The organism is Rhizorhabdus sp. P4_G5 (genome assembly GCF_056401065.1).
The window spans coordinates 635922-657396 of record NZ_JBFUKB010000003.1; the positions used below are offsets into that span (position 1 = coordinate 635922).

Genomic DNA, 21475 nt, shown 5'->3' on the forward strand with positions numbered 1-21475 from the left:
TCACTTTGCCACCCTCGCGTCGTTCCGAAACAAGCCGACCCGTTGTATCTCCCACTCCAGTGTCACGCCCGACGTCGCCTTCACCTTCTCGCGCACCTCTTCGCCCAGCGCCTCGATATCGGCGGAAAGCGCCGTTCCGAGGTTGAGCAGGAAATTGCAGTGTTTCTCGCTGACCTGGGCGTCGCCGCGGGTGAGGCCTCGGCAGCCGGCCGCGTCGACCAGCGCCCAGGCCTTGTGACCATCGGGGTTCTTGAAGGTCGATCCGCCGGTGCGGCTGCGCAGCGGCTGGCTCGCTTCGCGTTCGGCGGCGATGCGGTCCATCTCGGCGCCGATCACCCCGGGCTCGCCGGGCACTCCCTCGAACAGCGCCTCGACCACGACGGCACCCTCGGGCAGTGCCGAATGGCGGTAGCTATAGCCCAGCCGCGCTGCGGGCCAGGTTTCCACGCTGCCGTCGCGCAGCACCACCGTCGCCTCGACCAGGATGTCGGAGGCGTCGCGGCCATAGGCGCCGGCGTTCATCCGAACCGCGCCGCCGACCGTGCCCGGGATGCCGCGGAGAAACTCAAGCCCCGCCACGCCCGCGTCGCGCGCGGCGCTCGCCACCGTGATGCCCATCGTGGCCGCTCCTGCGCGGACCCGATGGCCGGGCTCGATCGTCACTTTCGCGAAGCTCTTGGGCAGCCGCACGGTCACGCCCGGCACGCCGCCGTCGCGCACGATCAGGTTCGATCCGACGCCGACCGGGAACAGCGGAACTGCGGGATCGAGCTCTTTCAGGAAGTCGGACAAGTCCTGCGCATCGGCAGGGCGGATCAGCCACTCGGCAGGTCCGCCCGTCCGGAACCAGATGAAATCCGCCAGCGACGCACGCGCCTCCACGCTGCCGCGCAGGGGCGGCAGCCGCGGCGCTGGCAAGGTCGTGGCGGACGCGGGGCTCACTTCTTGTTGATGCCCCACATTGCCATCCACTGTTCCCACGCCCTGGCCTGCATGTCGGCGAGTTCCTTGGCCGCCTTGGCCGCGTTGTTGAATTGCTCGCCGCTGCCCATTGCCTTGAACGCCGCGTCGACGGCGGTCTTGTGCATGTGCAGGGCCTGGTCCTGCAGGAGTTTCCAGGACGCGAAATAGTCGGTCATGCTGCCTTCTCCTTGGTTATCGCCCCTGAGAGTCCCGCCGCCCATTTGGTGATATCACCGGCGCCCAGGCAGATCACCATGTCATCGGGGCCGATCGTCCGCGCCAGGGTGTCGGCCAGCGCATCCGGCCCGGAAATAGCCTGTGCGGCGCGATGCCCGCGCTGCTTGAGTCCGGCGACCAGCGCGGCGGCGTCGATGCCCTCGATCGGCGTCTCGCCGGCGGGATAGACAGGCGTGACATAGACGATGTCCGCATCGTTGAAGGCGGTCTGGAAGTCGGTCATCAGGTCGCGCAGCCGGGTGTAGCGATGCGGCTGGACGACGGCGATCACCTTGGCGCGGGCGCCTTCGCGTGCCGCGGCCAGCACCGCGCGGATCTCGACCGGATGGTGACCATAATCGTCGATGATCGTGGCGACGCCGTTGCCGACCGGCACTTCGCCGACCTTCGTGAAGCGTCGCTTGACGCCGCCGAACTTGGCGAAGCCGGTGGAGATGATGTCGTCGGTTATGCCCATCTCCAGCGCGACGCCGACCGCGGCGAGCGCGTTCTGGACATTGTGGCGGCCAGGCATCGGCAGGGTCACACCTTCGATCCGGCGGGTGGCGCCATCACGGTTGCGGACGACCACGTCGAAGCGGTTGCCGCCGGGGATCGGGGTGACATTGTCGCCCCGGACGTCGGCCTGCGCCGAGAAGCCATAGGTCACGACGCGCCGGTCGCGAACCCGCGGGATGATCGCCTGGACCTCGGGATGGTCGATGCACAGCAGCGCCGCGCCATAGAAAGGAACATTCTCGACGAACTCGACGAAGCTGTCCTTCACCTTCTCGAACGAGCCGTAATGATCGAGATGCTCGGGATCGATGTTGGTGACGACGGCGATGGTGCCGTCGAGGCGCAGGAAGCTGCCGTCGCTTTCATCGGCTTCGACCACCATCCAGTCCGATGCGCCGAGCCGGGCGTTGGAACCGTAGCTGTTGATGATTCCGCCATTGATGACGGTCGGATCGACTCCTCCCGCATCGAGCAGCGCCGCCACCATCGAGGTCGTGGTGGTCTTGCCGTGGGTGCCGGCGATGGCGACGGTCGACTTCAGGCGCATCAGCTCGGCCAGCATTTCCGCGCGGCGAACCACGGGCACGCGCTTTTCCAGCGCCAGCTCGACCTCGGGATTGCCGCGCTTGATCGCGGTCGAGGTGACGACCACTGCGGCATCGCGAAGGTTTTCCGCCTTGTGGCCGATCATCACCTCGATGCCGCGCTTGCGCAGCCCCTCGACGACATAGCCTTCCGCGACATCGGAACCCTGCACCTTATAGCCGAGATTGTGCATCACCTCGGCGATGCCGGACATGCCGATGCCGCCGATCCCGATGAAGTGGATGGTGCCGATGTCAATTGCGACACCCTTCATGCGAATGCGCCTTTCAAAGGACGGAGTTCGAGATTTTGTACCGGGATGGGATCCATGATCGGGGTGAGCCCGATCCGCTCGACCAGGTCGGCGAGATCCTCCGCGGCGTTGGGGCGGCCGACGCCATAGGCGCGCCTGGCCGCGTTGATCAGCGCCTTGGGATCGAGCGCCAGCTTCTGCATCTGCTTGGCCAGCTCCTGCGGCGTGAAGTTCTCCTGCCGGATCGATCGCGCGCCGCCGACTGCCGCGAGTTCGCGCGCGTTGGCGGTCTGGTGATCGTCGGCGGCAGACGGCAGCGGGATCAGGATCGCGGGCCGGCCCGCGACGCTGATATCCGCGATGGTCGACGCGCCGGCGCGCGCGATCACGAGATGCGCCCAGGCGAGCCGCTCGGGCAGGTCGGTGAAATAGGTAGCGAGATCGGCGGGGATGCCCAGCACCTTATATTTGCTGCGCACCGCCTCGATGTCCTCGGGGCGGCATTGCTGGGTCACCTGCAGCCGGCGGCGGAAGCCCTGCGGCAGTAGCGCGAGCCCGTCGGGCACGACATCGGAGAGAATCGACGCACCCTGGCTGCCGCCGGTGACGAGCACTCGGAAGATGCTGTCGGGGCCGATTTCGGGAAAGGGCTGGTTGCGGATATCGCGAACGATGTCGCGCACCGGATTGCCGACGAGGAAGGTCTTCTCCTCATATTTCGGCTTGAGCCGCTGGACCTGCGGATAGGCGGTGGCGATCGCGTCGACCTTGCCGGCGACGAGCCGATTGACCCGCCCGAGCACCGCATTCTGCTCGTGCACCAGCGTCGGGACGCGCGCCTTGAAGCCGGCGCGCAGGGCGGGGAGGGCGGGATAGCCGCCGAAGCCGATCACCGCCGCCGGATCGAAGGTCTCGTAGAGGGTTCGCGCCATCGCCGTACCCGCGCGAATGTCGCGCCAGGCCTTCAGCCATGCGCGCGGGCCGCCGCCAAGACGCCCCGCCGGGATGATATGGGTCTGGACGCCGTCGAACAGGCCCGGGATGCGCGCGCCGCGCTCGTCGGTGACGAGGGCGACGCGGTGGCCGCGGCGCATCAGCTCGGCCGCCAATGCATGCGCGGGGACCATATGGCCCCCGGTCCCGCCGGCCGCGAGGGCGAAATGGCGAACGATCGTCATCGGCCGTTCCAGCGCACCGTATAGGCGGCTTCCTTGAGGTGCGGGTTCTCGCGGGTGAAGGCGAGGAGCAGCCCGAATCCGATCGACAGCGCGATCATCGACGAGCCGCCATAGCTGATGAACGGCAGGGTCATGCCCTTGGACGGCGCCAGCCCGACATTGACCATCATGTTGATCAGCGCCTGCAGCCCGAATTGCGACACGAGGCCTGCAGAGGCGAGCAGCAGGAAATCATTCTCCTCGCGCAGGAGGCGCAGGCAGACGCGGGCGACGATGGCGAGATAGAGGCAGGCGATGGCGATGCACGCGATCAGCCCGAACTCCTCGCCGATCACCGAGAAGATATAGTCGGTGTGCGGCTCCGGCAGGGTGAATTTCTCGGTTCCCGCACCCGGGCCGGTCCCCAGCAGTCCGCCGTTGGTGAGCGTGGCATGGGCGCGGTCCATCTGGTAGGTGTCGCCCTGCTTGAACAGGAATTTGTTGATGCGTTCGGTGGCCACCGAATAGAACAGATAGGCGGAGACGACCGCGGCGAGACCGCCCGCGCCAAGCATCCCGAGCAGCTTGAGCGACGCGCCCGACAGCATCAACAGCACGATCCATACCGAAACGAAGATCACCGTTTGGCCGAAATCCGGCTGCTTCATCAGCAGCACCGCGATCAGAGCCATGGGCAGGACCGAGATCAGCGCGAAGGGAATGCCCGGATTGCGGGTGCGCAGCGAGAAGAGCCAGGCCATGCCGACCGCGAACAGCGGTTTCAGGAACTCCGACGGCTGGATCTTCGCCGGGCCGAGCGCGATCCAGCGTGTCGCCCCGTTGGCGGCGCTGCCGACGACCGGCACCAGCGCCAGTAGCAGCAGGAAAATACCGCCGCCGATCAGCGCCATCCGCCGCGCGACCTTTACCGGCAGTGCCGAGACGCCGATCATCACCGGCACGGCGATGATCGTCCAGGCGAGCTGCATCCAGAAATAGTGGCGCGCGGCGACGGTGACCCCATTGCCCGAATAGCGCACGCCCGCCGCCGGCGAGGCGGCGGCGACGGCGATCAGGCCGATGCCGATCAGCATCGTCACCAGCAGCAGCAGGACGCGGTCGATCTCCCAGAACCAGCGCGCGAAGGGCGTGCGCTTGCCGCGCCCGAACCGGGAGCGCTTCACGGGGCGGGGCGACGGCGGGACGGCAGAGTCGAAATTCACCGAGACGTTCATAGCGAAAGCCCCTTCACCGCGCGACGGAAAGCGTCGCCGCGTGCTTCATAATCGCCGAATTGGTCGAACGATGCGCATGCCGGCGAGAGCATCACGACCTCGCCGGGTCTGGCAGCGGCGGCGGCATCGCGCACCGCTTGGTCGAGCGTGCCGCTCTCGGTAACGGGCTTGCCGGCATCCTGGAGAATCCGCGCGTACATCGGGCCGGCCTGGCCGATCGTATAGGCGGCGACCACATGATCGAACTGCGGTGCGCAGTCGTCGAGATCGTCGGTCTTTGGCAGGCCGCCGAGGATCCAGTGAATGCGCGGATAGGCGGCCAGCGCCGGCGCGGTCGCGGTCGCGTTGGTGGCCTTGCTGTCGTTGACGAACAGGATGCCGGCCTTCTCGGCGACCCGCTCCATCCGATGCGGCAGGCCGGGATAGGTCGCGAGACCCTTGTCGATCGCACCCTCCGGGATCTCCAGCGCGCGGGCGACCTGTATCGCGATGACGGCGTTCTGCGCGTTGTGCGGTCCCTGCAGCGCCGGCCAATGCTCCTGGCCGGATACCTCGGCCGAAGACACGCCGATCACCTGGGGATAGCGCGATGCTATCGCCCGGCTCGGCGCATCCTCGACGGCGATGATCGCGACATGCTCGGGTGACTGCATCGCGAACAGCCGTTCCTTGCTGTCGGCATAGCCCTGGAAGCCGTCATAGCGATCGAGATGATCGGGGGTGATGTTGGTCAGCACCGCGACGTCGCAGTCGAGGCTGAAGGTCAGGTCGATCTGATAGCTCGACAGCTCGAGAACGTAGATGCCGTGCTTTTCGAGCGGATCACGGCCCATGATGGGGAGCCCGATGTTCCCGCCCATCAGGGTCGGCACGCCAGCCGTTTCGATGATGTGCTTGATCAGCGCGGTCGTGGTCGACTTGCCGTTGGTGCCGGTGATGCCGACGACCTTATGGGCAGGGAGGTCGGCGCGCGCCTGGGCGAACAGCTCGATATCGCCGATCACGGGCACGCCGAACTGCGCGGCGTGCGCTACGATCGGATGCTTGTTCAGCGGCACCCCGGGCGACACGATGACGCTCTCATATTCGCTGAGGTCGGAGGCGAGCGGATCGGCCGGGGTGGCGCCGCCCGGAAGCTTCGCGCGCGCTTCCTCCTTTCCGTCCCACGCGGTGACGCGGGCGCCGCTCGCCAGCAGCGCCTCGACGGCCGCCAGTCCCGAGCGCGCCAGCCCGAGCACCGCGTAGGTCTTCCCCGCAAAGGCGCTGCTCGTGATCACCGCAACTTGAGCGTCGCGAGGCCGGCGAGGGCGAGGACGAAGGCGATGATCCAGAAGCGGATCACGACGGTCGGCTCGCTCCAGCCGAGCTGCTCGAAATGATGGTGGATGGGCGCCATGCGGAAGATGCGCTTGCCGGTGCGCTTGTAGAAGAACACCTGGAGGATCACCGAGACGGTCTCCATCACGAACAGGCCGCCGACGATCGCCAGGACGATCTCGTGATGCGCGACCACCGAGATCGCGCCGAGCGCTCCGCCGAGCGCCAGGCTGCCGGTGTCGCCCATGAACACCGCCGCCGGCGGCGCGTTGAACCACAGGAAGGCGAGGCCGCCGCCGATGATCGCCGCGGTCATGATCGTCAGGTCGCCCGCCCCGAAGACATGCGGAATGCCGAGATAATGCGCGAATTTGGCGTTGCCGACCAGATAGACGATCACGAAGAAGGCGAGGCTGGCGATCACCACCGGCATGGTGGCGAGTCCGTCCAGCCCGTCGGTCAGGTTCACCGCATTGCCGAAAGCGACGATCACGAAGGCGGCAAACAGGATATAGAAGGGGCCGAGATCGATCACCGGTCCGTTATAGAAGGGCAGGTACAGCTCAGTGCCGTTGCCCGACACGATCAGCCAGCTTGCCAGCCCGGCGATGACGAATTCGCCCAGCAGGCGAACCTTGCCCGAGACGCCCTTGTGGCTGCGCTTCGTCACCTTGTCGTAATCGTCGAGGAAGCCGATCAGCCCGAAGCCGAGCGTCACGCCGATACAGGCCCAGACATAGCGGTTGGTAAGGTCCATCCACAGCAACAGCGAGACCATCACCGCGATCAGGATCATCAGTCCCCCCATCGTCGGCGTGCCGACCTTGGCGAGATGGGTCTGCGGGCCGTCGGCGCGGATCGGCTGGCCTTTGCCCTGGCGAATGCGCAGCCAGCCGATGAAGCGCGGGCCGATGAGCATGCCGATGAACAGGGCCGTCAGCGCAGCCGCGCCCGCGCGAAAGGTGATGTACCGAATGAGGTTCAGGATTCCCGGAAACCCGAGCTGATCGGCAATCAGGTAGAGCATGTCGTCCTTTCGCCGGCTCCTGCCCTCGAGCGCAGATGCTCGACGAGGCGCGAAAGGCCGATCGCGTTCGATCCCTTGATCAATATGGCATCGCCGGGCGCGATCAGTGTCTCGATCGAATCGAGCGCCGCGCCGGCGTCGGGCACATGCGCGAAATCGATGCGTCCCTCAAGAGCGTTGGCGAGCGCGGTCATCTCCGGGCCGACGAGCAGTGCAAAATCCACCTTGGCTTCGTGCAGCGGCCCGGCGAGATCGGCGTGGTAGGCGGGCGATCCGGCGCCCAGCTCGCGCATTTCCCCGAGCACGGCTATCCGGCGCTCCGCCTTCTCCTCGCCCAGCATCTTGATCGTCGCCGCCATCGAGGCGGGGTTGGCATTATAGCTCTCGTCGATGACCAGCGCCGTGCCGCCGCCGGCGGCGACGTGGCTGCGTAGCCCGCGCCCGGGCAGGCCCGCCATGTCCGCGAAGGCGAGGCCGGCGGCGGCCAGGTCGCCCCCGACTGCCCAGACCGCGGTGATCACCGCCATGGCGTTCGATACCCAATGCTCGCCTGGAGGCGCGATGGTGAAGGTGAGCTCGGCATCGGGAAGGATCAGCGATACCAGGGTGCCGTTGTCGAGCGGCACCATGTCCTGGATGTGGACATCCGCGGCCCGGTTGGCGCCGAAGGTGAGGATCCGGCCTGCGAAGGGCCGGGCGGCGGCGAGGAGCCGCTCGCGGTGGGGGCTGTCATAGGGAATGATCGCGGTGCCGCCAGGCTCCAGTCCCTGGAATATCTCGCCCTTGGCCTCGGCTATCGCGGCCTCGCTTGCGAAGAATGCGCTATGGGCCGGGGCGATGGCGGTCACGATCGCGACATGCGGACGGACCAGTCGGGTCAGCGCGGCCAGTTCGCCGCTATGGTTCATCCCCATCTCGAAGATGCCGATGCGCGTATCGGCCGGCATCCGGGCGAGGCTCAGCGGAACGCCGGTATGATTGTTATAGCTTTTGACCGATCGATGGACCCTGCCGCGCAGCGACCGGTCGAGGCAATCGAACAGGGCTTCCTTGGTGCCGGTCTTGCCCACCGAACCGGTGACGCCGATGATCTGGCCCTTCATCCGGGCGCGGGACGCGGCCGCCAGCGCGTCCAGTGCCGCCATCGTATCGGCGACTCGAACATGCGGGCCGCTGCAGGCTTCCGATACGATCGCGCCGGCGGCCCCTGCCGCGAAGGCCCTGTCGAGGAAGCGGTGCCCGTCGGTCGCTTCACCCTGCAGCGCGATGAACAGGTCGCCGGCGCCGATCTCCCGCGAGTCGAAGGCGACGCCGCTCGCGGAGAAGTCGCCATGCACTTCTCCATCGACCGCCGCGGCGATGTCGAAGGCGGTCCAGAGCGGGGTCATGCCGCGCACTCCCGCGCCACGCCGACGTCGTCGAACGGCAGCACGCGCATCGTCTCGCCGGCACCGATGATCTGGCCCTGCTCATGGCCCTTGCCCGCGATCAGGACGATGTCGCCGCCCTGGGCCTCGCCGATTGCGGCGGCGATGGCCTCGCGGCGGCCTGCAACCTCGATGGCGCCGGGCGCGCCAGCCATGATGTCCCGACGGATTGCGCCGGGATCCTCGCTGCGGGGATTGTCGTCGGTCACGATCGCGCGGTCGGACAAGCGGGTCGCCACCTCGCCCATCAGCGGGCGCTTGCCGGTATCGCGATCGCCGCCCGCGCCGAAGACGGTGATGAGCCGATTGGCGGCGTGCGGGCGCAGCGCGCTGATCGCGGCTTCGAGCCCGTCCGGCGTGTGCGCATAGTCGACATAGACCGGCGCGCCCGTCTTCGTGATCGCGGCGCGTTCCAGCCGCCCGCGGACCGGCGCCACGCGCTGGAGATTGGCGAGGGTCAGGTCGACCTCGCCGCCAGTGGCGATGACCAGGCCTGCCGCGACGAGCGCATTGGCAGCCTGATAGGCGCCGATCAGCGGCAGCTTGAGTTCGCGTGCTTGGCCGTCGATTTCGAGGCGCAGGGTCTGGCCCAGCGCGGTGGGGGTGCGATCGAGCAGCCGGATTGCCTCGCCCTTGGCACCAACGCTGACCAGCCTGATGCCGCGCGCCGAAATCGCCGCCAAGACATCTGCCGCCTTGGGATCGTCGGCCCACACCACGGCGGTGCCGTCCTGATCGAGTACCTCGGTGAACAGCCGCAGCTTGGCGGCGAAATAGGCCTCCATGGTGCCATGATAATCGAGATGATCGCGGCTGAGATTGGTGAACGCGGCGGCGCGGACCGGCAGACCCTCGGTGCGATACTGCGACAGGCCGTGGCTCGATGCCTCGAAGGCGGCATGGGTGACGCCCTCGCGGCGCAGCCCGGCCATGTTCGACAGGAAGGTGACGATGTCCGGCGTGGTGAGCCCGGTCGAAACCTGCTCGTCCGCGGTCGTGACGCCGAGCGTGCCGATCGACGCCGCGTGGTAACCCGCCATCCGCCAGAGCTGGCGGGTCAGCTCGACCGTCGAGGTCTTGCCGTTGGTGCCGGTGACAGCAACCGTCGTCTCGGGGAAAGGGGCGAAAAAGCGTGCGGCGAGCGCGGCAAAGGCGCGGCGCGGCTCGGCATCGCTGACATGGACCGCCCCTTCGACCGCCACGCCGGGCGCCGAGATCACCGCGACCGCACCATCGGCGATCGCCTGGCCGATGAAATCCTCGCCGTTGAAGCGCGCTCCCTTGAAGGCGCCGAACACCGTTCCCGGCGCCACCTTGCGATGATCGATGGCGAAGCCGGTGATGCGGGCCTGTCCTGCCTCGGCGGGAATGTCCGGGAGAAGATCAGTCAATCGCATGGATCGAGGTCTCTTTCTGCTCGCCCTCTTTCGCCTTCAGCTGCTCTTCGTAGACATAGGGAAGCAGGTCGGACAAATCGATGTCCTTGCTGGGATCGGGAATGATGCCGAGGAGCGGGCCGATGCGGGCGATGATGTTCTTCACGGCGGGCAGCGCGGTCCAGGCGGCAGTGCGGAAACCATAGGTCTCCTTGATGCCCTGCGGCTCGTCCATGGTGACGATCACGACATAGCGCGGGGCGTCCATCGGGAAGACGCCGGCAAAAGTCGTGACCAGGCTGTTATGGATGTAATGGCCATTGAGGTTCTTTTCCGCGGTCCCGGTCTTGCCGCCGATCCGCAGGCCGGGAAGATTGCCGCTCTTGCCGGTGCCATGGGTCACCACCAGCCGCATCAGCTGCCGCATCCGCGCGCTGGTCGCCTCCGAGATGACGCGCCGGCCCGCCGGCACCGTGCCGGGCGCCCGCTTGAGCATCGTCGCGGGACGCATGATCCCGCCGTTGACCAGCGCCGCATAGGCATTGGCGAGGTGGAGCTGGCTCACCGCGATGCCATGGCCATAGGCCGTCGTCATGACGGTGGTCCGCGCCCAGAAGCCGGGCCAGAGCGGCTTGCCGCGCGCACCAAGCTCCAGATCGACCGGGCGATCGAAGCCCAGCTTGCGGAAGAAGGCGGAGGTCCGCGCCTCGCCCAGCTCGTCGGCGATCCGCGCGGTGCCGATGTTGCTCGAATGGATCATGATGTCGGGGATCGACATCCAGCGATTCTCGGGATGATCGTCCCGGATCGTGAAGCCGCCGACGTGCAGCGGCGCGGTCGCGTCATATTTCTTGCCGAAGTCGGTGATGACGCCGTTCTCGATGGCGTTGGCGAAGGTGATCATCTTGAAGGTCGAGCCGAGCTCATAGACCGAGCTGATCGCGCGATTATAGCGGGCGTCCGGACGAAGCGGATCGGTGCCGACGGGCACCAGTCCCGGCGCATTGGAGTTGAACACCGGCAACGACGCCATCGCCAGTATTTCGCCGGTGTGCACGTCGAGAACGATGCCCGCACCGCCGACGGCGCTATGCTTGATGACCTGCGCGGCGAGGGCGCTCTCCATCGCGGCCTGCACCCGGCTGTCGAGTGACAGCGCCACCGGCTGGCCGGCATTGGCAGGGCTGGTCAGCCGCTTGTCGAGATAGGCCTCCATGCCACTCACCGGCACGCCGCCGATGTCCATATAGCCGATCACCTGGCTCGCCATGGTGCCCTGCGGATAGAAGCGCTTGGGCTCGGGAACCTCCTCGATCGCCGGTTCGCCGAGCAGCCGCACGGCGTGGATCTTGGCCGGCGTCGCGCCGCGCTCGAGATAGACGAATTTGCGCGGGCCGCGCAGGATGCGCCGGTAATAGTCGATCGGCCGTGATGGGAAGAGCCGCGCCAGCTCGGTCGCCAGCTTCTCCTTGTCTCCGATCACCCGCGGCGGGCGCACGGCCAGGCTGACGCCCTTGATGGTTGCGGCGAGCACGACGCCATTGCGATCGGTGATGTCAGCGCGCGGACCCGTGGCGGCCGAGACGGCGCTGCGATCGGGCGCGTTAAACAGCGCGAGATAGAACAGGCGCAGTCCGATGATGCCCGTGAGCAGCGCAAACAGCAGCATCAGGATCATCAGCCGGTAATGTGCGATCCGGGTCGCGTCGTTTATCTTGGCGAGGGCGCGATCGCGCGGCGGGGCGAGCCCGACGGCGATCGCGTTCATGGCCGCGCTTTGCGCGGGCGGCCGGCGGATCCCTCGTCGCCGAGATCGGCGAGGAAATCGTCGCCCAGTCCCGCCCTGGCCGGCCGGTGCTGCGCGATCTCCTGGATCGGCGAAGGCGTCGAGGGCGCCAGCGCCGACGGCTTGGCCTGGACGAAGCTGGCCTGACGCAGCGTCGGTTGCGCGATCTGAGGCGATGGCGTCGCGGCCACGGTCTTGATCGCCCGTGCGCGCATGCCCCCATCCTCGATGACGTTGAGGTTGACCTGGCTGACCGCGCCATGGCTGGCGACGATAGCCGGATCGAGCGGCAGCGCCGGCGCCGTCTGGGGCTGGGTGAGTGCCACCAGCTTGATCGCGTTGTCGACGAACTGGCCGGCACCGGGAGCCTGCAAGCCGTAGACCCGCTGATTCCAGCTTTCGATCTGGGCGAGCCCGCCGCGCGTGTCGATCTCGGTGCGGAGTTGGCGGATCTCCTGGTTCGTCGCGGCGATCTTGCGCTCGACCCCGGTCAGCTCCGCGCGCTTCGTCGCCACGGTCTGCGACACCATGTAGAAGGAGAGCGCTGCGGCGCAGATGCCCCCAGTCCAGACCACCTCTCTGAATCGGGTCGTGATCATCCCAGACGTCCTTCTTTTTGTGCAGCGGGGCCCCATGGCGAGGCCTCGGTCCGACGTGCGACGCGCAATGTCGCCGAACGGGACCGGGGGTTGCGGGCAACCTCGGCATCGCCAGCACGCACCGGCTTGGCGACGGCCTCGAAGCTTGGACGCGGCCCCCCGCCGCGCACGTCTGGAAGGTGCCGCGAGCCGGCGGGGGTCGCCCCGCTTCGCTCGCGCAGGAAACGCTTTACAATCCGATCCTCGATCGAATGGAACGACACGACCGCGAGGCGGCCGCCCGGGCGAAGCACCCGTTCGGCGGCAGCAAGGCCCTGCTCCAGTTCATCGAGTTCGGCATTCAGGTGGATCCGGATCGCCTGGAAGGTGCGGGTGGCGGGATCCTTCTTCTCATGCGGCCGATGGCCGAGCGCGCGGCGCACCACTTCGGCCAGCTGCGCGGTCCGGGCGATCGGGCGCGCCGCCACGATCGCACGCGCGACGCGGCGTGCTCGCGGCTCCTCGCCCAGCTCGTGCAGCACGTCGGCGATCTCAGCCTCGTCGGCTTCGTTGAGGAAATCGGCCGCGGTCATGCCGGCCTGCTCCATGCGCATGTCGAGCGGGCCATCGGCTTGGAACGAAAATCCGCGATCGGCCTGGTCGAGCTGCATCGACGAGACACCGATGTCGAGGGTAACCCCATCGACTTGGTCGACACCGCGCTCATGCAGGGCCTCGGCGATCCGGGAAAAGCGATCGGATACCAGGATCAGCGCCCCGTCATTCTCCGCTTCCAGGGCGCGGCCTTCGGCGATGGCGTCGGGATCGCGGTCGAAGGCGATGACGTGCGCCCCGGTGCGCAGGATCGCGCGCGTATAGCCGCCTGCCCCGAAGGTGCCGTCGACATGCGTTTCGCCTGCCTTGGGGGCCAGGCCGGCGAGCACCTCGTCGAGGAGCACCGGGATATGCGGTGCGGCATTCTGGGAGGCGGTGGCGGTCATGCGCGCTCCTTCCGCTTGGCCAGCAAGTCGTCCATCTCCTCGAGGACGTCTTCGGATTCGGCATCGAGGTTGGCGCGGAGAATTTCGGGGTTCCAGATGCGGAAGCGTCGGCCGCGGCCGACGAACAGCGCATCGCTGCCGATCTGCGCCTTGGCGCGCAGTCGCTCCGGCAGGATCATGCGGCCTGCGGAATCGTAGCCGACATCCTTCATCTGCGGATAGGTCTTGGCCTCGAGCTCGTCGAGCACGTCGCCGTGCAGCTGGCCGGTCTGTTCTGCCATGCGGGCGGCATGGGCGTTCATCTGCTCTTCGGTTTCGGCGATCTGCAGCGCGTCGCTGACCTCGATGCACGGCAGGGTCGGGTGCTTGGCCATGCGCAGCGTCTTTTCGAGACCCTTGGCCACGTTTCCGGTGGTGCAGCGGATGTCGATGGTCTGGCGGAAGGCAGCCGGCAGCGAGACCCGCCCCTTGGCGTCGACGCCGTTCAAATGAACGTCATTGAAGACCGCACCCGCCGCCACCGCGTACCCCGTTCGGGGGAGGAGGATCGCCGGAGCCGCGCTGCCCTTTCCGGACGGCGGGAGGCGTCAATACGCCGGGCGATATTCCTAACCCCATTTCACCGCCTGGATGTACTTGGTTTGGGTCGGGTTTTCAAAGCCTTTTTATACCATTTCGTGGTTTTAGCTGCCTTCAGGTTGTGGATTTCAGGAATCCCGTGGACAGCGCCGCGACCTGTGCGCGACCGCGGGGCGCGGGAATCCGGCACTGCCGGTGCGGACAAGGCTGTGGATAACTATGTCGAGAACATTGAGGGCGAGTGGCGCCGCGCTACCCCGGATCGGTGGTGACAGCCTCAGGCCGGTCGCCTAGCTGGAGCGGGCGCGGCTTTGCGCGCGACTCGATCGAGTGCGAATCGCAGCCCGAGTTCCGCCCCGTTATTTCGTGGACTGCGGTCCGGGGTCGTCGCCCGCTGTGCCGCCCGGCGCGACGCCGAGTTCGGCCAGCGGGTCGGCTGGCGCGACTTCGCTATTATTGCCGGCAGCCGACGAGCCATTGCCGCCGGTGGCATTGTCCTTGGAATGGAAGCCGACGATGGCGGCAGCCAGCAGCACGACCAGGAACACCACGGCCAAGCCGGTAATGCCAATCCGCACGCGCTGCATCAGCCGGTAATCCCCATAAGCGCCAACTTCCGCCAGGCGCGGGCGGAGGTCAATTGCAAATGTTAAGCCGTTCGCCGTCGTCGCGACGATCACGTCCCGTTCAGCGGTTGAGCAGGGCCGGGACCGGCAGTCCTTTTGCCTCCAGCCAGGCCGGATTGTACATCGACGAGAGATAGCGCATCCCGGAATCGCACAAGATGGTCACGACGGTCTTGCCCGGCCCCAGCTCCCGGGCGAGCGCGATGGCCCCGGCGACGTTGATGCCGGAGGAAAGACCGACGCACAGCCCCTCGTTCTGCAGAAGCGCGAAGGCCTGCTCGAGGCCCTCCTCGTCGGAAATGCGGAACTGGGTGTCCACTGGCGCGCCATCGAGATTGGCGGTGATCCGGCTCTGCCCAATGCCTTCGGCGAGGCTCGATCCCTCCGCCTTCAGTTCGCCATGCGCAAAATAATTGTAGAGCGCAGCGCCGTGCGGGTCGGTGAGACCGATCACGATATCCTCGCTATACTCCTTAAGCCCGAGGCCGACCCCTGCCAGCGTGCCGCCGGTGCCGACCGCGCAGGTGAAGCCGTCGATCCGGCCGCCGGTCTGCGCCCAGATCTCAGGTGCGGTGGTACGGATATGAGCCAGTCGATTGGCGGTATTGTCGAACTGGTTGGCCCAAAGCGCGCCCGGCGTCTCCTCGGCTATGCGTCGCGATGTATGCACATAATGGGCAGGGTTCGAATAAGCGGTCGGCGCGACGAGGACGAGCTCGGCGCCCAGCGCGCGCAGCGTGGCCTGCTTCTCCTGGCTCTGGGTGTCGGTCATCACGATGATCGTGCGATAGCCGCGCGCATTGCCTACCAGCGCCAGGCCGATGCCGGTGTTGCCCGCCGTGCCCTCGACGATGATCCCGCCCGGCTCGATCAGGCCGCGTTCCTCCGCGTCGGTGATGATCGCCAGCGCTGCGCGGTCCTTGACCGAACCGCCAGGGTTCATGAATTCGCACTTTGCGAGAATTTCACAGCCGGTCGCTTCGCTCGGGCCCTTCAGTCTCACAAGCGGGGTGTTGCCGATGAGAGCGAGCGCGTCGTGCGCAATCTTGTCTTGTGCCATTGGCGGAATCTAGCCGAGCGCGGTCGCGCTTGCCAACATAGCTTCTCTTTGGCGTTCGTCTGTGCTGCTTGTCGGCGTTGATGACCCGCAAAGCCAGTTTTCCGCCCGTCGTCGGCCCCGAGACCCGTCTGCTGCTGCTGGGCAGCTTACCGGGCGAGGCATCGCTGCGCGCAGAGCGCTATTACGCGCATCCGCAAAATCAGTTCTGGCGCTTGATCGGCGCGGCGATCGGCCGGGAAGAGTTGAATCAACTCGCATATGCCGAGCGCCTGGCCCTGCTTGGCGCCGCGGGTGTCGGCCTGTGGGACGTCGTTGCCGACGCGGTGCGTCCGGGTAGCCTCGACGGCGCGATCCGCGACCACCGGCCGAACGACCTGGCTGCCCTTGTGGCGACCCTGCCTGCCCTGCGCGCAATCGGGTTCAACGGAGGGACGGCCGCGCGAATCGGCCGCAAGATGATCGGCGCTGTGGCCGAACTGGAGCTGATCGACCTCCCGTCGAGCAGTCCGGCCTATACGCTCGCCTTCCCGGAAAAGCGGCTGAGCTGGCTCCGCCTGCAGAGATTTGTGGAACATTCCACCTGATCCGGGGTCTGATCGCAAAAAAACCGATGTTCATGCAGGCTTCATGGCGTTCCTGTACTTGACGCACCGCACAAAAGGACCACAAGCACCGCCGCTATGTACATCCAGACCCGCTACATCACCGCCGCCGTTCTCGGCTCCGCTCTCATGCTCACCGCATGCGGCAAACCGGAAACCATCACTGCCAGTGAATCCGATCCCGATGCCGCGGCGCTCAATGCTGCCGCGCCGGTTGAGCTTCCGCCGATGGTGACGCAGAGCCGGACCTACCGGTGCAAGGACGCCAGCCTCGTCTACGTCGACTTCTTCAGCAACAACACGGCTGCGTACAAGACCTCGAAGGAGGGTACGCCCACGATGCTGAAGGCCGCCGAGGCCGGCAAGCCCTACGCCGCCGATGGCTATTCGGTGAGCAGCGACGGCCCGCAGGTCGAGATCGCAGCCCCCGGCAAGCCGGCCCAGAGCTGCAAGGCCTGATCTCTTTCCCTTGAATGGCCAGGCCGGCGCGAGCGATGCTCCGCCGGCCTTTTTTATGCCTATGCAGGCAAGTGGCACACGTCGATCCAGCTGGCGCCGGTCAGCGCGGCCAGGCGATCGGGGCTGATCTGCACCGATGCGGTGCGCGCGCCCGCCGCAGGATAGACGACAGTAAAGTCGCGCAGCGAGATGTCGCAGTAGATCGGCAGTGGCCGGGCAAGCCCGAACGGACATATACCGCCCACGGGGTGCCCGGTCAGGGCTTCAACCTCCGCGCGATCCAGCATCCTTGGACGCCCGCCGAGAGCGTCCTTCGCTTTTCGGTTGTCGAGGCGGGCGTCACCGCGCGCGACGATCAGCATCACCGCGTCGCCGATTCGCACCGACAGCGTCTTGGCAATCTGGCCGGGCAGGACGCCAAGCGTCTCGGCGGCCTCGTCGACGGTGGCGGTGCTCGCTGCCTGCGTGATGATAGTGATCTCGGGCGCATGCTCCGCAAAGAAGGCGCGGACGGAGTCGAGGCTCATGGATTCAGCCCTTGCGGACGATGAGACCGAAGGGGACGCTATTCCCGCGAACGGCTGAGCCGCCGAAATTAAGCTGGGCGACGCTGAAGCCGCGCGAGATCAAGGTGATGGCGGTGCGCTCCAACTCCGCTCGGGGAATGGGGCCGCCGGCCGCGACCGCCATGTCGAGCATGTGCACTGCATAGCCCCCAGGTCGGAGCAGCTTCATCATATCGAGCAGCGCCGGGACCAAATTGCCCGCGGCATAGGCCTGGGTGGCCACGCCGATCGACCAGGTGAAATCGAACCCTCGCTGATCGGCGGCCGTCTCCGCCATCGACAGCAGGACAGCCGGCAGGGCGCCATCGGGAGCGGGCTGGGTATCGAGCCGTGCGCACGGCAAAGGATCCGCCGCGAAATTTGGCGTTCCCTCTTCGGCCGGCAGAGCCAGCAAGACTTCGCAGCCAGCGGCGCTCATGGCCGGCGCAAGCGCCCTGCCTGCACGTCCGAAAGCAAGGCCGCGGCCGCCGGGGCGCAGCATTTCATACCGATCCAGCACCTGGGCGATAAAGGCGAGTTCCCAGCGTGCGGCATTGCTCGGCGGAGCTGGGGTCAATGTCGCCGCCCACCGGCCGAAGTCGGGTTCCGCAAACTGATCCTCGGTCATCGCCTGCGATACCGGGTCACGGAATGATGGCCTGACGTCCTCGATCAGCCTCGACGGCATATCTAGGGCGGCCGTGCCGAGCCGGGTCGGCAGCAGCAATTCCTCGGCCGCGCGTCCCTCGGCCGCTTCGAGCTCCTCCACCGTGATGGTCAGGCCCGATGCGCTGGCGTCGGTTCCGCCCGTGCAAAAGCCGTATGCGGCATAGGCAGCGCCCGCCACGCTGAGGATCGAGATGGTCAGCCCGCGCTCCGCGGCGGCACGATCCGGAAGATGCAGGCGCGATGAGGTGACGAAAACGGCGTCGCGGCCGCTATCCGGGATGAAGGCATTGATGTTGACCTGAAGTTCGCCAAAGCTCGCCTTCAACCCGTCGAACCTGATATGGAAGATCAGCCGGCCGGGTGGGAACTCCACATAAGGCGTGTGGAAGACATAGCGTGGATCGGGGCCGCGTTCCGCCCCGCCGAGCGAACGGATAGCACTGCTATGCCCGATCAGGAATCCGAAGGGATCGAGCGTGCGGACCGCGTCCTTGATATTGGCATCCATGATCGCGGCTCTTAGCGGTGGAGCGCTGGGATATCCAGCGAAGCCGCTCTCGCTGCGACGGGATTATCCTTCATGGGGACGTTTGCGGCCAGCCTTGGCCCAAGGTTGGCCGATCCAGCGCCGGTAGATGTCATGGGTGAGCCATAACAGTGGCACTCGGCGCTCGGCGATTCCCGGCAGGCTCCAGATGTCGAGCCCGGCGAAGGGGAGGAACGGGTTGCGGCGGCTATAGGCGAACAGTTCCAGGCGGGTAGACGCCCGCTCGCTGCGGCCTCGCGCATGGAAGCCGAAGGTATCCGCGATGACGAGCGTATTGGCCGGAACGGCAAAGGCGGTCGGCTCCGGCAGGCCAAGAGACGTCAATTGCCCCCTTTCGATCCGGAACGAGCCGCGTGCCGAAAGATAATCTCCCTCGCTCCGGGCTGTAAGGCTGCGACCTTGCTCCCATGCCAGCCGCTCCGGGGTCAGTCGGTGCGATCCGGCGACATAGGTCAGCGGACCGTCTTCGAGTGTCACGTCTTCGAGGAACAGCCAGGCCTTCATCGTCGGGTGAAAGGTGTCCGCGTGGAGGTTTGTCTGGGGATCCGGCGCCGCGTCGTAACGCTGGCTGAGGATCGCCTGGACGTAAAGCAGCGGCTCGATGTCGAAGCTCGCCACATATCTCGCCAGCGCGCGCCAGCGCCGATCGCGCAGAAAGGCGCGCATCGCAGGGACCGCATCCAGCAATTCGGGGTCGGCCGCGTAGCGGCGGGTGATGGTGTCGCCCTGGACCATTTCGCGCGCAGGCCCCTGCCATGCGAGCAGTTGCTCACGAAGCGCCGCGAAGATGTCGGGCGGCAGGAAGTCGCGTTTCATGACGAAGCCGTTGCTTTCGAACGATGCAATGTCGACGGGGTCCGCCCGCTTCGCGAGCCGGGTGCGGCGGCGCTCGGCCATCGCATGTGCAAGCTTGACGCGGCGCACATGCAGGCCACGCCGGTTGAGGCGTTCCGACCCGATCAGCGGATTATCGAGAAAGGATTTCGCGCCGGTCAGAAGTTGCATCGCCCACCAGGGCGCAAGCAGCAAGCGCAGGATCGAACCGGTCATGCAGCGGTTCTTATGCGATTCCGCGCGCTTTGAGTACGGCTTCGATCGGAGCCACGTCCGTTGGGTTGTTCAACTCGATCGCATCCCAGCCAAGCGGCTCGAACGGGACCACGCCGACCGCTATGCCACCATCGAGGAAGCGAAGCTGTTCCAGCCCTTCGAGCTGCTCGATCTCGGACGGGCCCAAGGCGACATAGCGGCGCAGCGCCTCGGGCCGATAGGCATAGACGCCGAGATGGAGGTGGACAGGGGGAAAAGCCTGGGCTGCGGCATCGGGCGGAAGATGCGGGATCACCCGCTTCGAAAAATACAGCGCGCGATGGTCGCTGCCGAACACGACCGTCGTACCGCCGACGCGGCCTTGGGCCTGGTCCTCCACGAGGTGGCTATAGACGCTCCGGGAGCAACGGATCGCGGGCGTCGTCATCGCCACGTCCGGAGTGGCCCGCAGGGCATCGACCAGCGCGGTCACGACATGGGCCGGCGTGAGCGGCGCGTCGCCCTGGAGGTTGACCACCGTTTGCGGCTTGATGCCCAGCCGGGCGATCGCGTCGGCGCAACGCTCGGTGCCGTTGGCGCAACTCTCCGCAGTCATCACCACCTGTCCGCCAAAGCCGCGCACGGCATCGGCGATGCGGTCGTCATCAGTAGCGATCCAGATAGATCCCCGATCGGTGATCGTCGCCGCGCATTCCCAGCTGCGCTGTACCAGCGGTTTGGCCACGCCGCCGGCGCCCACGAGCAGCGCCAGGGGTTTGGCCGGGTAGCGGGACGATCGATAGCGTGCGGGGATGATGACCGCGAGATCGGTCATGGCAGGAATTTCAAACCTAGCTCAGCCCGTAGCGCACGAAGTCATGAATATGGACGATGCCAGCCGGATAGTCCGGGCGGTCCTCTTCCATCACGAAGACGGTGGTGATCTTGCAGTCGTTCATGATCATCAGCGCATCTTCGGCGAGCGTGTCGGGCGGGACGGTCTTGGGGCTGGCGGTCATGACCTGGGCCGCGGTGCCATCCAACAGATCGCCGATGTGGCGCCGCAAATCGCCATCGGTGATCACGCCGACGAGCCGGCCATCGTCATCGGCGACGCCTGCAACACCGAAGCCGATCGAGGTCATCGTCATGATCACGTCGCGCATCGGCGTATCGAGCGCCACCAACGGAAGACTGGCGCCGCTGTGCATCATCTCGGTGACCGCCATCAGCCGAAGGCCGATTGCTCCACCGGGATGCAGGAGCTTCAGGCTGTCCCGCGCGATGCCGCGCACGTCCATGAGCGCCATCGCCAGTGCATCGCCGAGCGCCAGCATCATTATGGTCGAGGTGGTCGGTGCGATGTTGCTGGGGCAGGCTTCTCGCACTTGCGGCAGCAGCAGCCGCACATCGGCAGCCTGCATGACCGGAGAATCGGCGCGCGAAGCGATGCCGATGATGCGGATGCGGAGGCTGCGGCAATGCTGCATGATCGGCGTCAATTCGGTGGTGGCACCCGAATTGGACAGGACGATCATGGTGTCGCCGTGCTGCACCATGCCGAGATCGCCATGCGCGGCCTCGGCGGGATGGATGAAGATGGCCGGAGAGCCCGTAGCGGACAGCGTGGCAGCGATCTTGCGCGCCACGTGGCCCGACTTGCCCATGCCGGTAACGACGATCCGGCCCCTGGTCGATTCCAGTAGCCGCACCGCTGCGGAAAAGCTGTCGTCGAGAGATGCCTCGAGCTGAACCAAGGCATCGATCTCGGCCTTCAAGACCTCCCGACCCCGGGACAAAATGTTCAGATTGGTCGCGTTGGACCGGATGTCGTGTGTTATCACGCTCGTCTCCCTGGCCCCCTAGCGTCGGCGCAAAATAGCCACGCCGGCATTTGTTGCAACATCTTAATTGCGGCA

Annotated in this window: 22 protein-coding genes; 2 read left to right on the forward strand and 20 right to left on the reverse strand. The window is 66.5% G+C overall.

The genetic code is table 11. The features are described 5' to 3' along the window. The 15 genes from murB to AC1DQK_RS07520 form a co-directional block, all read right to left on the reverse strand. On the reverse strand, positions 1 to 960 hold the full coding sequence (gene murB, locus AC1DQK_RS07450; RefSeq protein WP_477868939.1) for a UDP-N-acetylmuramate dehydrogenase: 960 nt from the start codon (positions 958 to 960) through the stop codon (positions 1 to 3). Beyond that, positions 939 to 1139, reverse strand: a complete 201-nt coding sequence (locus AC1DQK_RS07455; protein WP_477868941.1) for a hypothetical protein — start codon at positions 1137 to 1139, stop codon at positions 939 to 941. Before AC1DQK_RS07455 ends, murB begins: the two co-directional genes overlap by 22 nt. Continuing rightward, positions 1136 to 2557, reverse strand: a complete 1422-nt coding sequence (gene murC, locus AC1DQK_RS07460; RefSeq protein WP_477868943.1) for a UDP-N-acetylmuramate--L-alanine ligase — start codon at positions 2555 to 2557, stop codon at positions 1136 to 1138. Before murC ends, AC1DQK_RS07455 begins: the two co-directional genes overlap by 4 nt. Next, positions 2554 to 3714 (reverse strand): undecaprenyldiphospho-muramoylpentapeptide beta-N-acetylglucosaminyltransferase, encoded by a 1161-nt coding sequence (gene murG, locus AC1DQK_RS07465; protein ID WP_477868945.1) that lies wholly within the window; start codon positions 3712 to 3714, stop codon positions 2554 to 2556. Before murG ends, murC begins: the two co-directional genes overlap by 4 nt. After that, positions 3711 to 4928, reverse strand: a complete 1218-nt coding sequence (locus AC1DQK_RS07470; protein WP_477868947.1) for an FtsW/RodA/SpoVE family cell cycle protein — start codon at positions 4926 to 4928, stop codon at positions 3711 to 3713. Before AC1DQK_RS07470 ends, murG begins: the two co-directional genes overlap by 4 nt. Beyond that, a complete protein-coding gene (murD, locus tag AC1DQK_RS07475; RefSeq protein ID WP_477868949.1) occupies positions 4925 to 6205 on the reverse strand; it encodes a UDP-N-acetylmuramoyl-L-alanine--D-glutamate ligase in 1281 nt (426 codons plus the stop codon). The genes AC1DQK_RS07470 and murD overlap by 4 nt, the downstream gene beginning before the upstream one ends. After that, entirely contained in the window at positions 6202 to 7272 is a 1071-nt protein-coding gene (mraY, locus tag AC1DQK_RS07480) for a phospho-N-acetylmuramoyl-pentapeptide-transferase (RefSeq protein ID WP_477868951.1), read from the reverse strand. Before mraY ends, murD begins: the two co-directional genes overlap by 4 nt. Continuing rightward, entirely contained in the window at positions 7260 to 8660 is a 1401-nt protein-coding gene (locus tag AC1DQK_RS07485; RefSeq protein ID WP_477868953.1) for a UDP-N-acetylmuramoyl-tripeptide--D-alanyl-D-alanine ligase, read from the reverse strand. The genes mraY and AC1DQK_RS07485 overlap by 13 nt, the downstream gene beginning before the upstream one ends. Further along, on the reverse strand, positions 8657 to 10096 hold the full coding sequence (locus AC1DQK_RS07490; protein WP_477868955.1) for a UDP-N-acetylmuramoyl-L-alanyl-D-glutamate--2,6-diaminopimelate ligase: 1440 nt from the start codon (positions 10094 to 10096) through the stop codon (positions 8657 to 8659). The genes AC1DQK_RS07485 and AC1DQK_RS07490 overlap by 4 nt, the downstream gene beginning before the upstream one ends. Next, the gene (locus tag AC1DQK_RS07495) at positions 10083 to 11843 is read right to left on the reverse strand and encodes a peptidoglycan D,D-transpeptidase FtsI family protein (RefSeq protein WP_477868957.1); all 1761 of its coding nucleotides are present in this window, start codon (positions 11841 to 11843) and stop codon (positions 10083 to 10085) included. Before AC1DQK_RS07495 ends, AC1DQK_RS07490 begins: the two co-directional genes overlap by 14 nt. After that, positions 11840 to 12460 (reverse strand): hypothetical protein, encoded by a 621-nt coding sequence (locus AC1DQK_RS07500; RefSeq protein ID WP_477868959.1) that lies wholly within the window; start codon positions 12458 to 12460, stop codon positions 11840 to 11842. Before AC1DQK_RS07500 ends, AC1DQK_RS07495 begins: the two co-directional genes overlap by 4 nt. Further along, positions 12457 to 13440, reverse strand: coding sequence for a 16S rRNA (cytosine(1402)-N(4))-methyltransferase RsmH (rsmH, locus tag AC1DQK_RS07505; RefSeq protein WP_477868961.1), 984 nt, complete (start codon positions 13438 to 13440; stop codon positions 12457 to 12459). Before rsmH ends, AC1DQK_RS07500 begins: the two co-directional genes overlap by 4 nt. Beyond that, positions 13437 to 13928 carry a division/cell wall cluster transcriptional repressor MraZ gene (locus AC1DQK_RS07510; RefSeq protein ID WP_477868963.1) on the reverse strand — a complete coding sequence of 164 codons (492 nt, stop codon included), beginning with the start codon at positions 13926 to 13928 and terminating at the stop codon, positions 13437 to 13439. The genes rsmH and AC1DQK_RS07510 overlap by 4 nt, the downstream gene beginning before the upstream one ends. 450 nt (positions 13929 to 14378) lie before the next feature. After that, entirely contained in the window at positions 14379 to 14699 is a 321-nt protein-coding gene (locus tag AC1DQK_RS07515) for a hypothetical protein (RefSeq protein WP_477868965.1), read from the reverse strand. Between the two features lie 7 nt (positions 14700 to 14706). Continuing rightward, positions 14707 to 15705, reverse strand: coding sequence for a cysteine synthase A (locus tag AC1DQK_RS07520; RefSeq protein WP_477868966.1), 999 nt, complete (start codon positions 15703 to 15705; stop codon positions 14707 to 14709). Positions 15706 to 15785: 80 nt separating this feature from the next. Between AC1DQK_RS07520 and AC1DQK_RS07525 the strand changes: the two genes are divergently transcribed. Beyond that, positions 15786 to 16289, forward strand: coding sequence for a DNA-deoxyinosine glycosylase (locus AC1DQK_RS07525; protein ID WP_477868968.1), 504 nt, complete (start codon positions 15786 to 15788; stop codon positions 16287 to 16289). Positions 16290 to 16385: 96 nt separating this feature from the next. Continuing rightward, positions 16386 to 16766 (forward strand): hypothetical protein, encoded by a 381-nt coding sequence (locus tag AC1DQK_RS07530; protein WP_477868970.1) that lies wholly within the window; start codon positions 16386 to 16388, stop codon positions 16764 to 16766. A 59-nt stretch (positions 16767 to 16825) separates the two neighbouring features. On the opposite strand, the gene AC1DQK_RS07535 is transcribed toward AC1DQK_RS07530, so the two are convergent. The 5 genes from AC1DQK_RS07535 to AC1DQK_RS07555 all read right to left on the reverse strand — a co-directional run bounded on the left by AC1DQK_RS07535 (position 16826) and on the right by AC1DQK_RS07555 (position 21400). After that, entirely contained in the window at positions 16826 to 17293 is a 468-nt protein-coding gene (locus AC1DQK_RS07535) for a YbaK/EbsC family protein (RefSeq protein WP_477868972.1), read from the reverse strand. Between the two features lie 4 nt (positions 17294 to 17297). Next, positions 17298 to 18488 carry a hypothetical protein gene (locus AC1DQK_RS07540; protein ID WP_477868974.1) on the reverse strand — a complete coding sequence of 397 codons (1191 nt, stop codon included), beginning with the start codon at positions 18486 to 18488 and terminating at the stop codon, positions 17298 to 17300. Between the two features lie 63 nt (positions 18489 to 18551). Further along, positions 18552 to 19577 carry a phytanoyl-CoA dioxygenase family protein gene (locus tag AC1DQK_RS07545; protein WP_477868976.1) on the reverse strand — a complete coding sequence of 342 codons (1026 nt, stop codon included), beginning with the start codon at positions 19575 to 19577 and terminating at the stop codon, positions 18552 to 18554. A 10-nt stretch (positions 19578 to 19587) separates the two neighbouring features. Beyond that, on the reverse strand, positions 19588 to 20391 hold the full coding sequence (locus AC1DQK_RS07550; protein ID WP_477868978.1) for a 3-deoxy-manno-octulosonate cytidylyltransferase: 804 nt from the start codon (positions 20389 to 20391) through the stop codon (positions 19588 to 19590). Between the two features lie 16 nt (positions 20392 to 20407). After that, positions 20408 to 21400: a KpsF/GutQ family sugar-phosphate isomerase gene (locus AC1DQK_RS07555; protein WP_477868980.1), complete on the reverse strand. Its 993-nt coding sequence runs from the start codon at positions 21398 to 21400 to the stop codon at positions 20408 to 20410. Between the last annotated feature and the right edge of the window lie 75 nt (positions 21401 to 21475).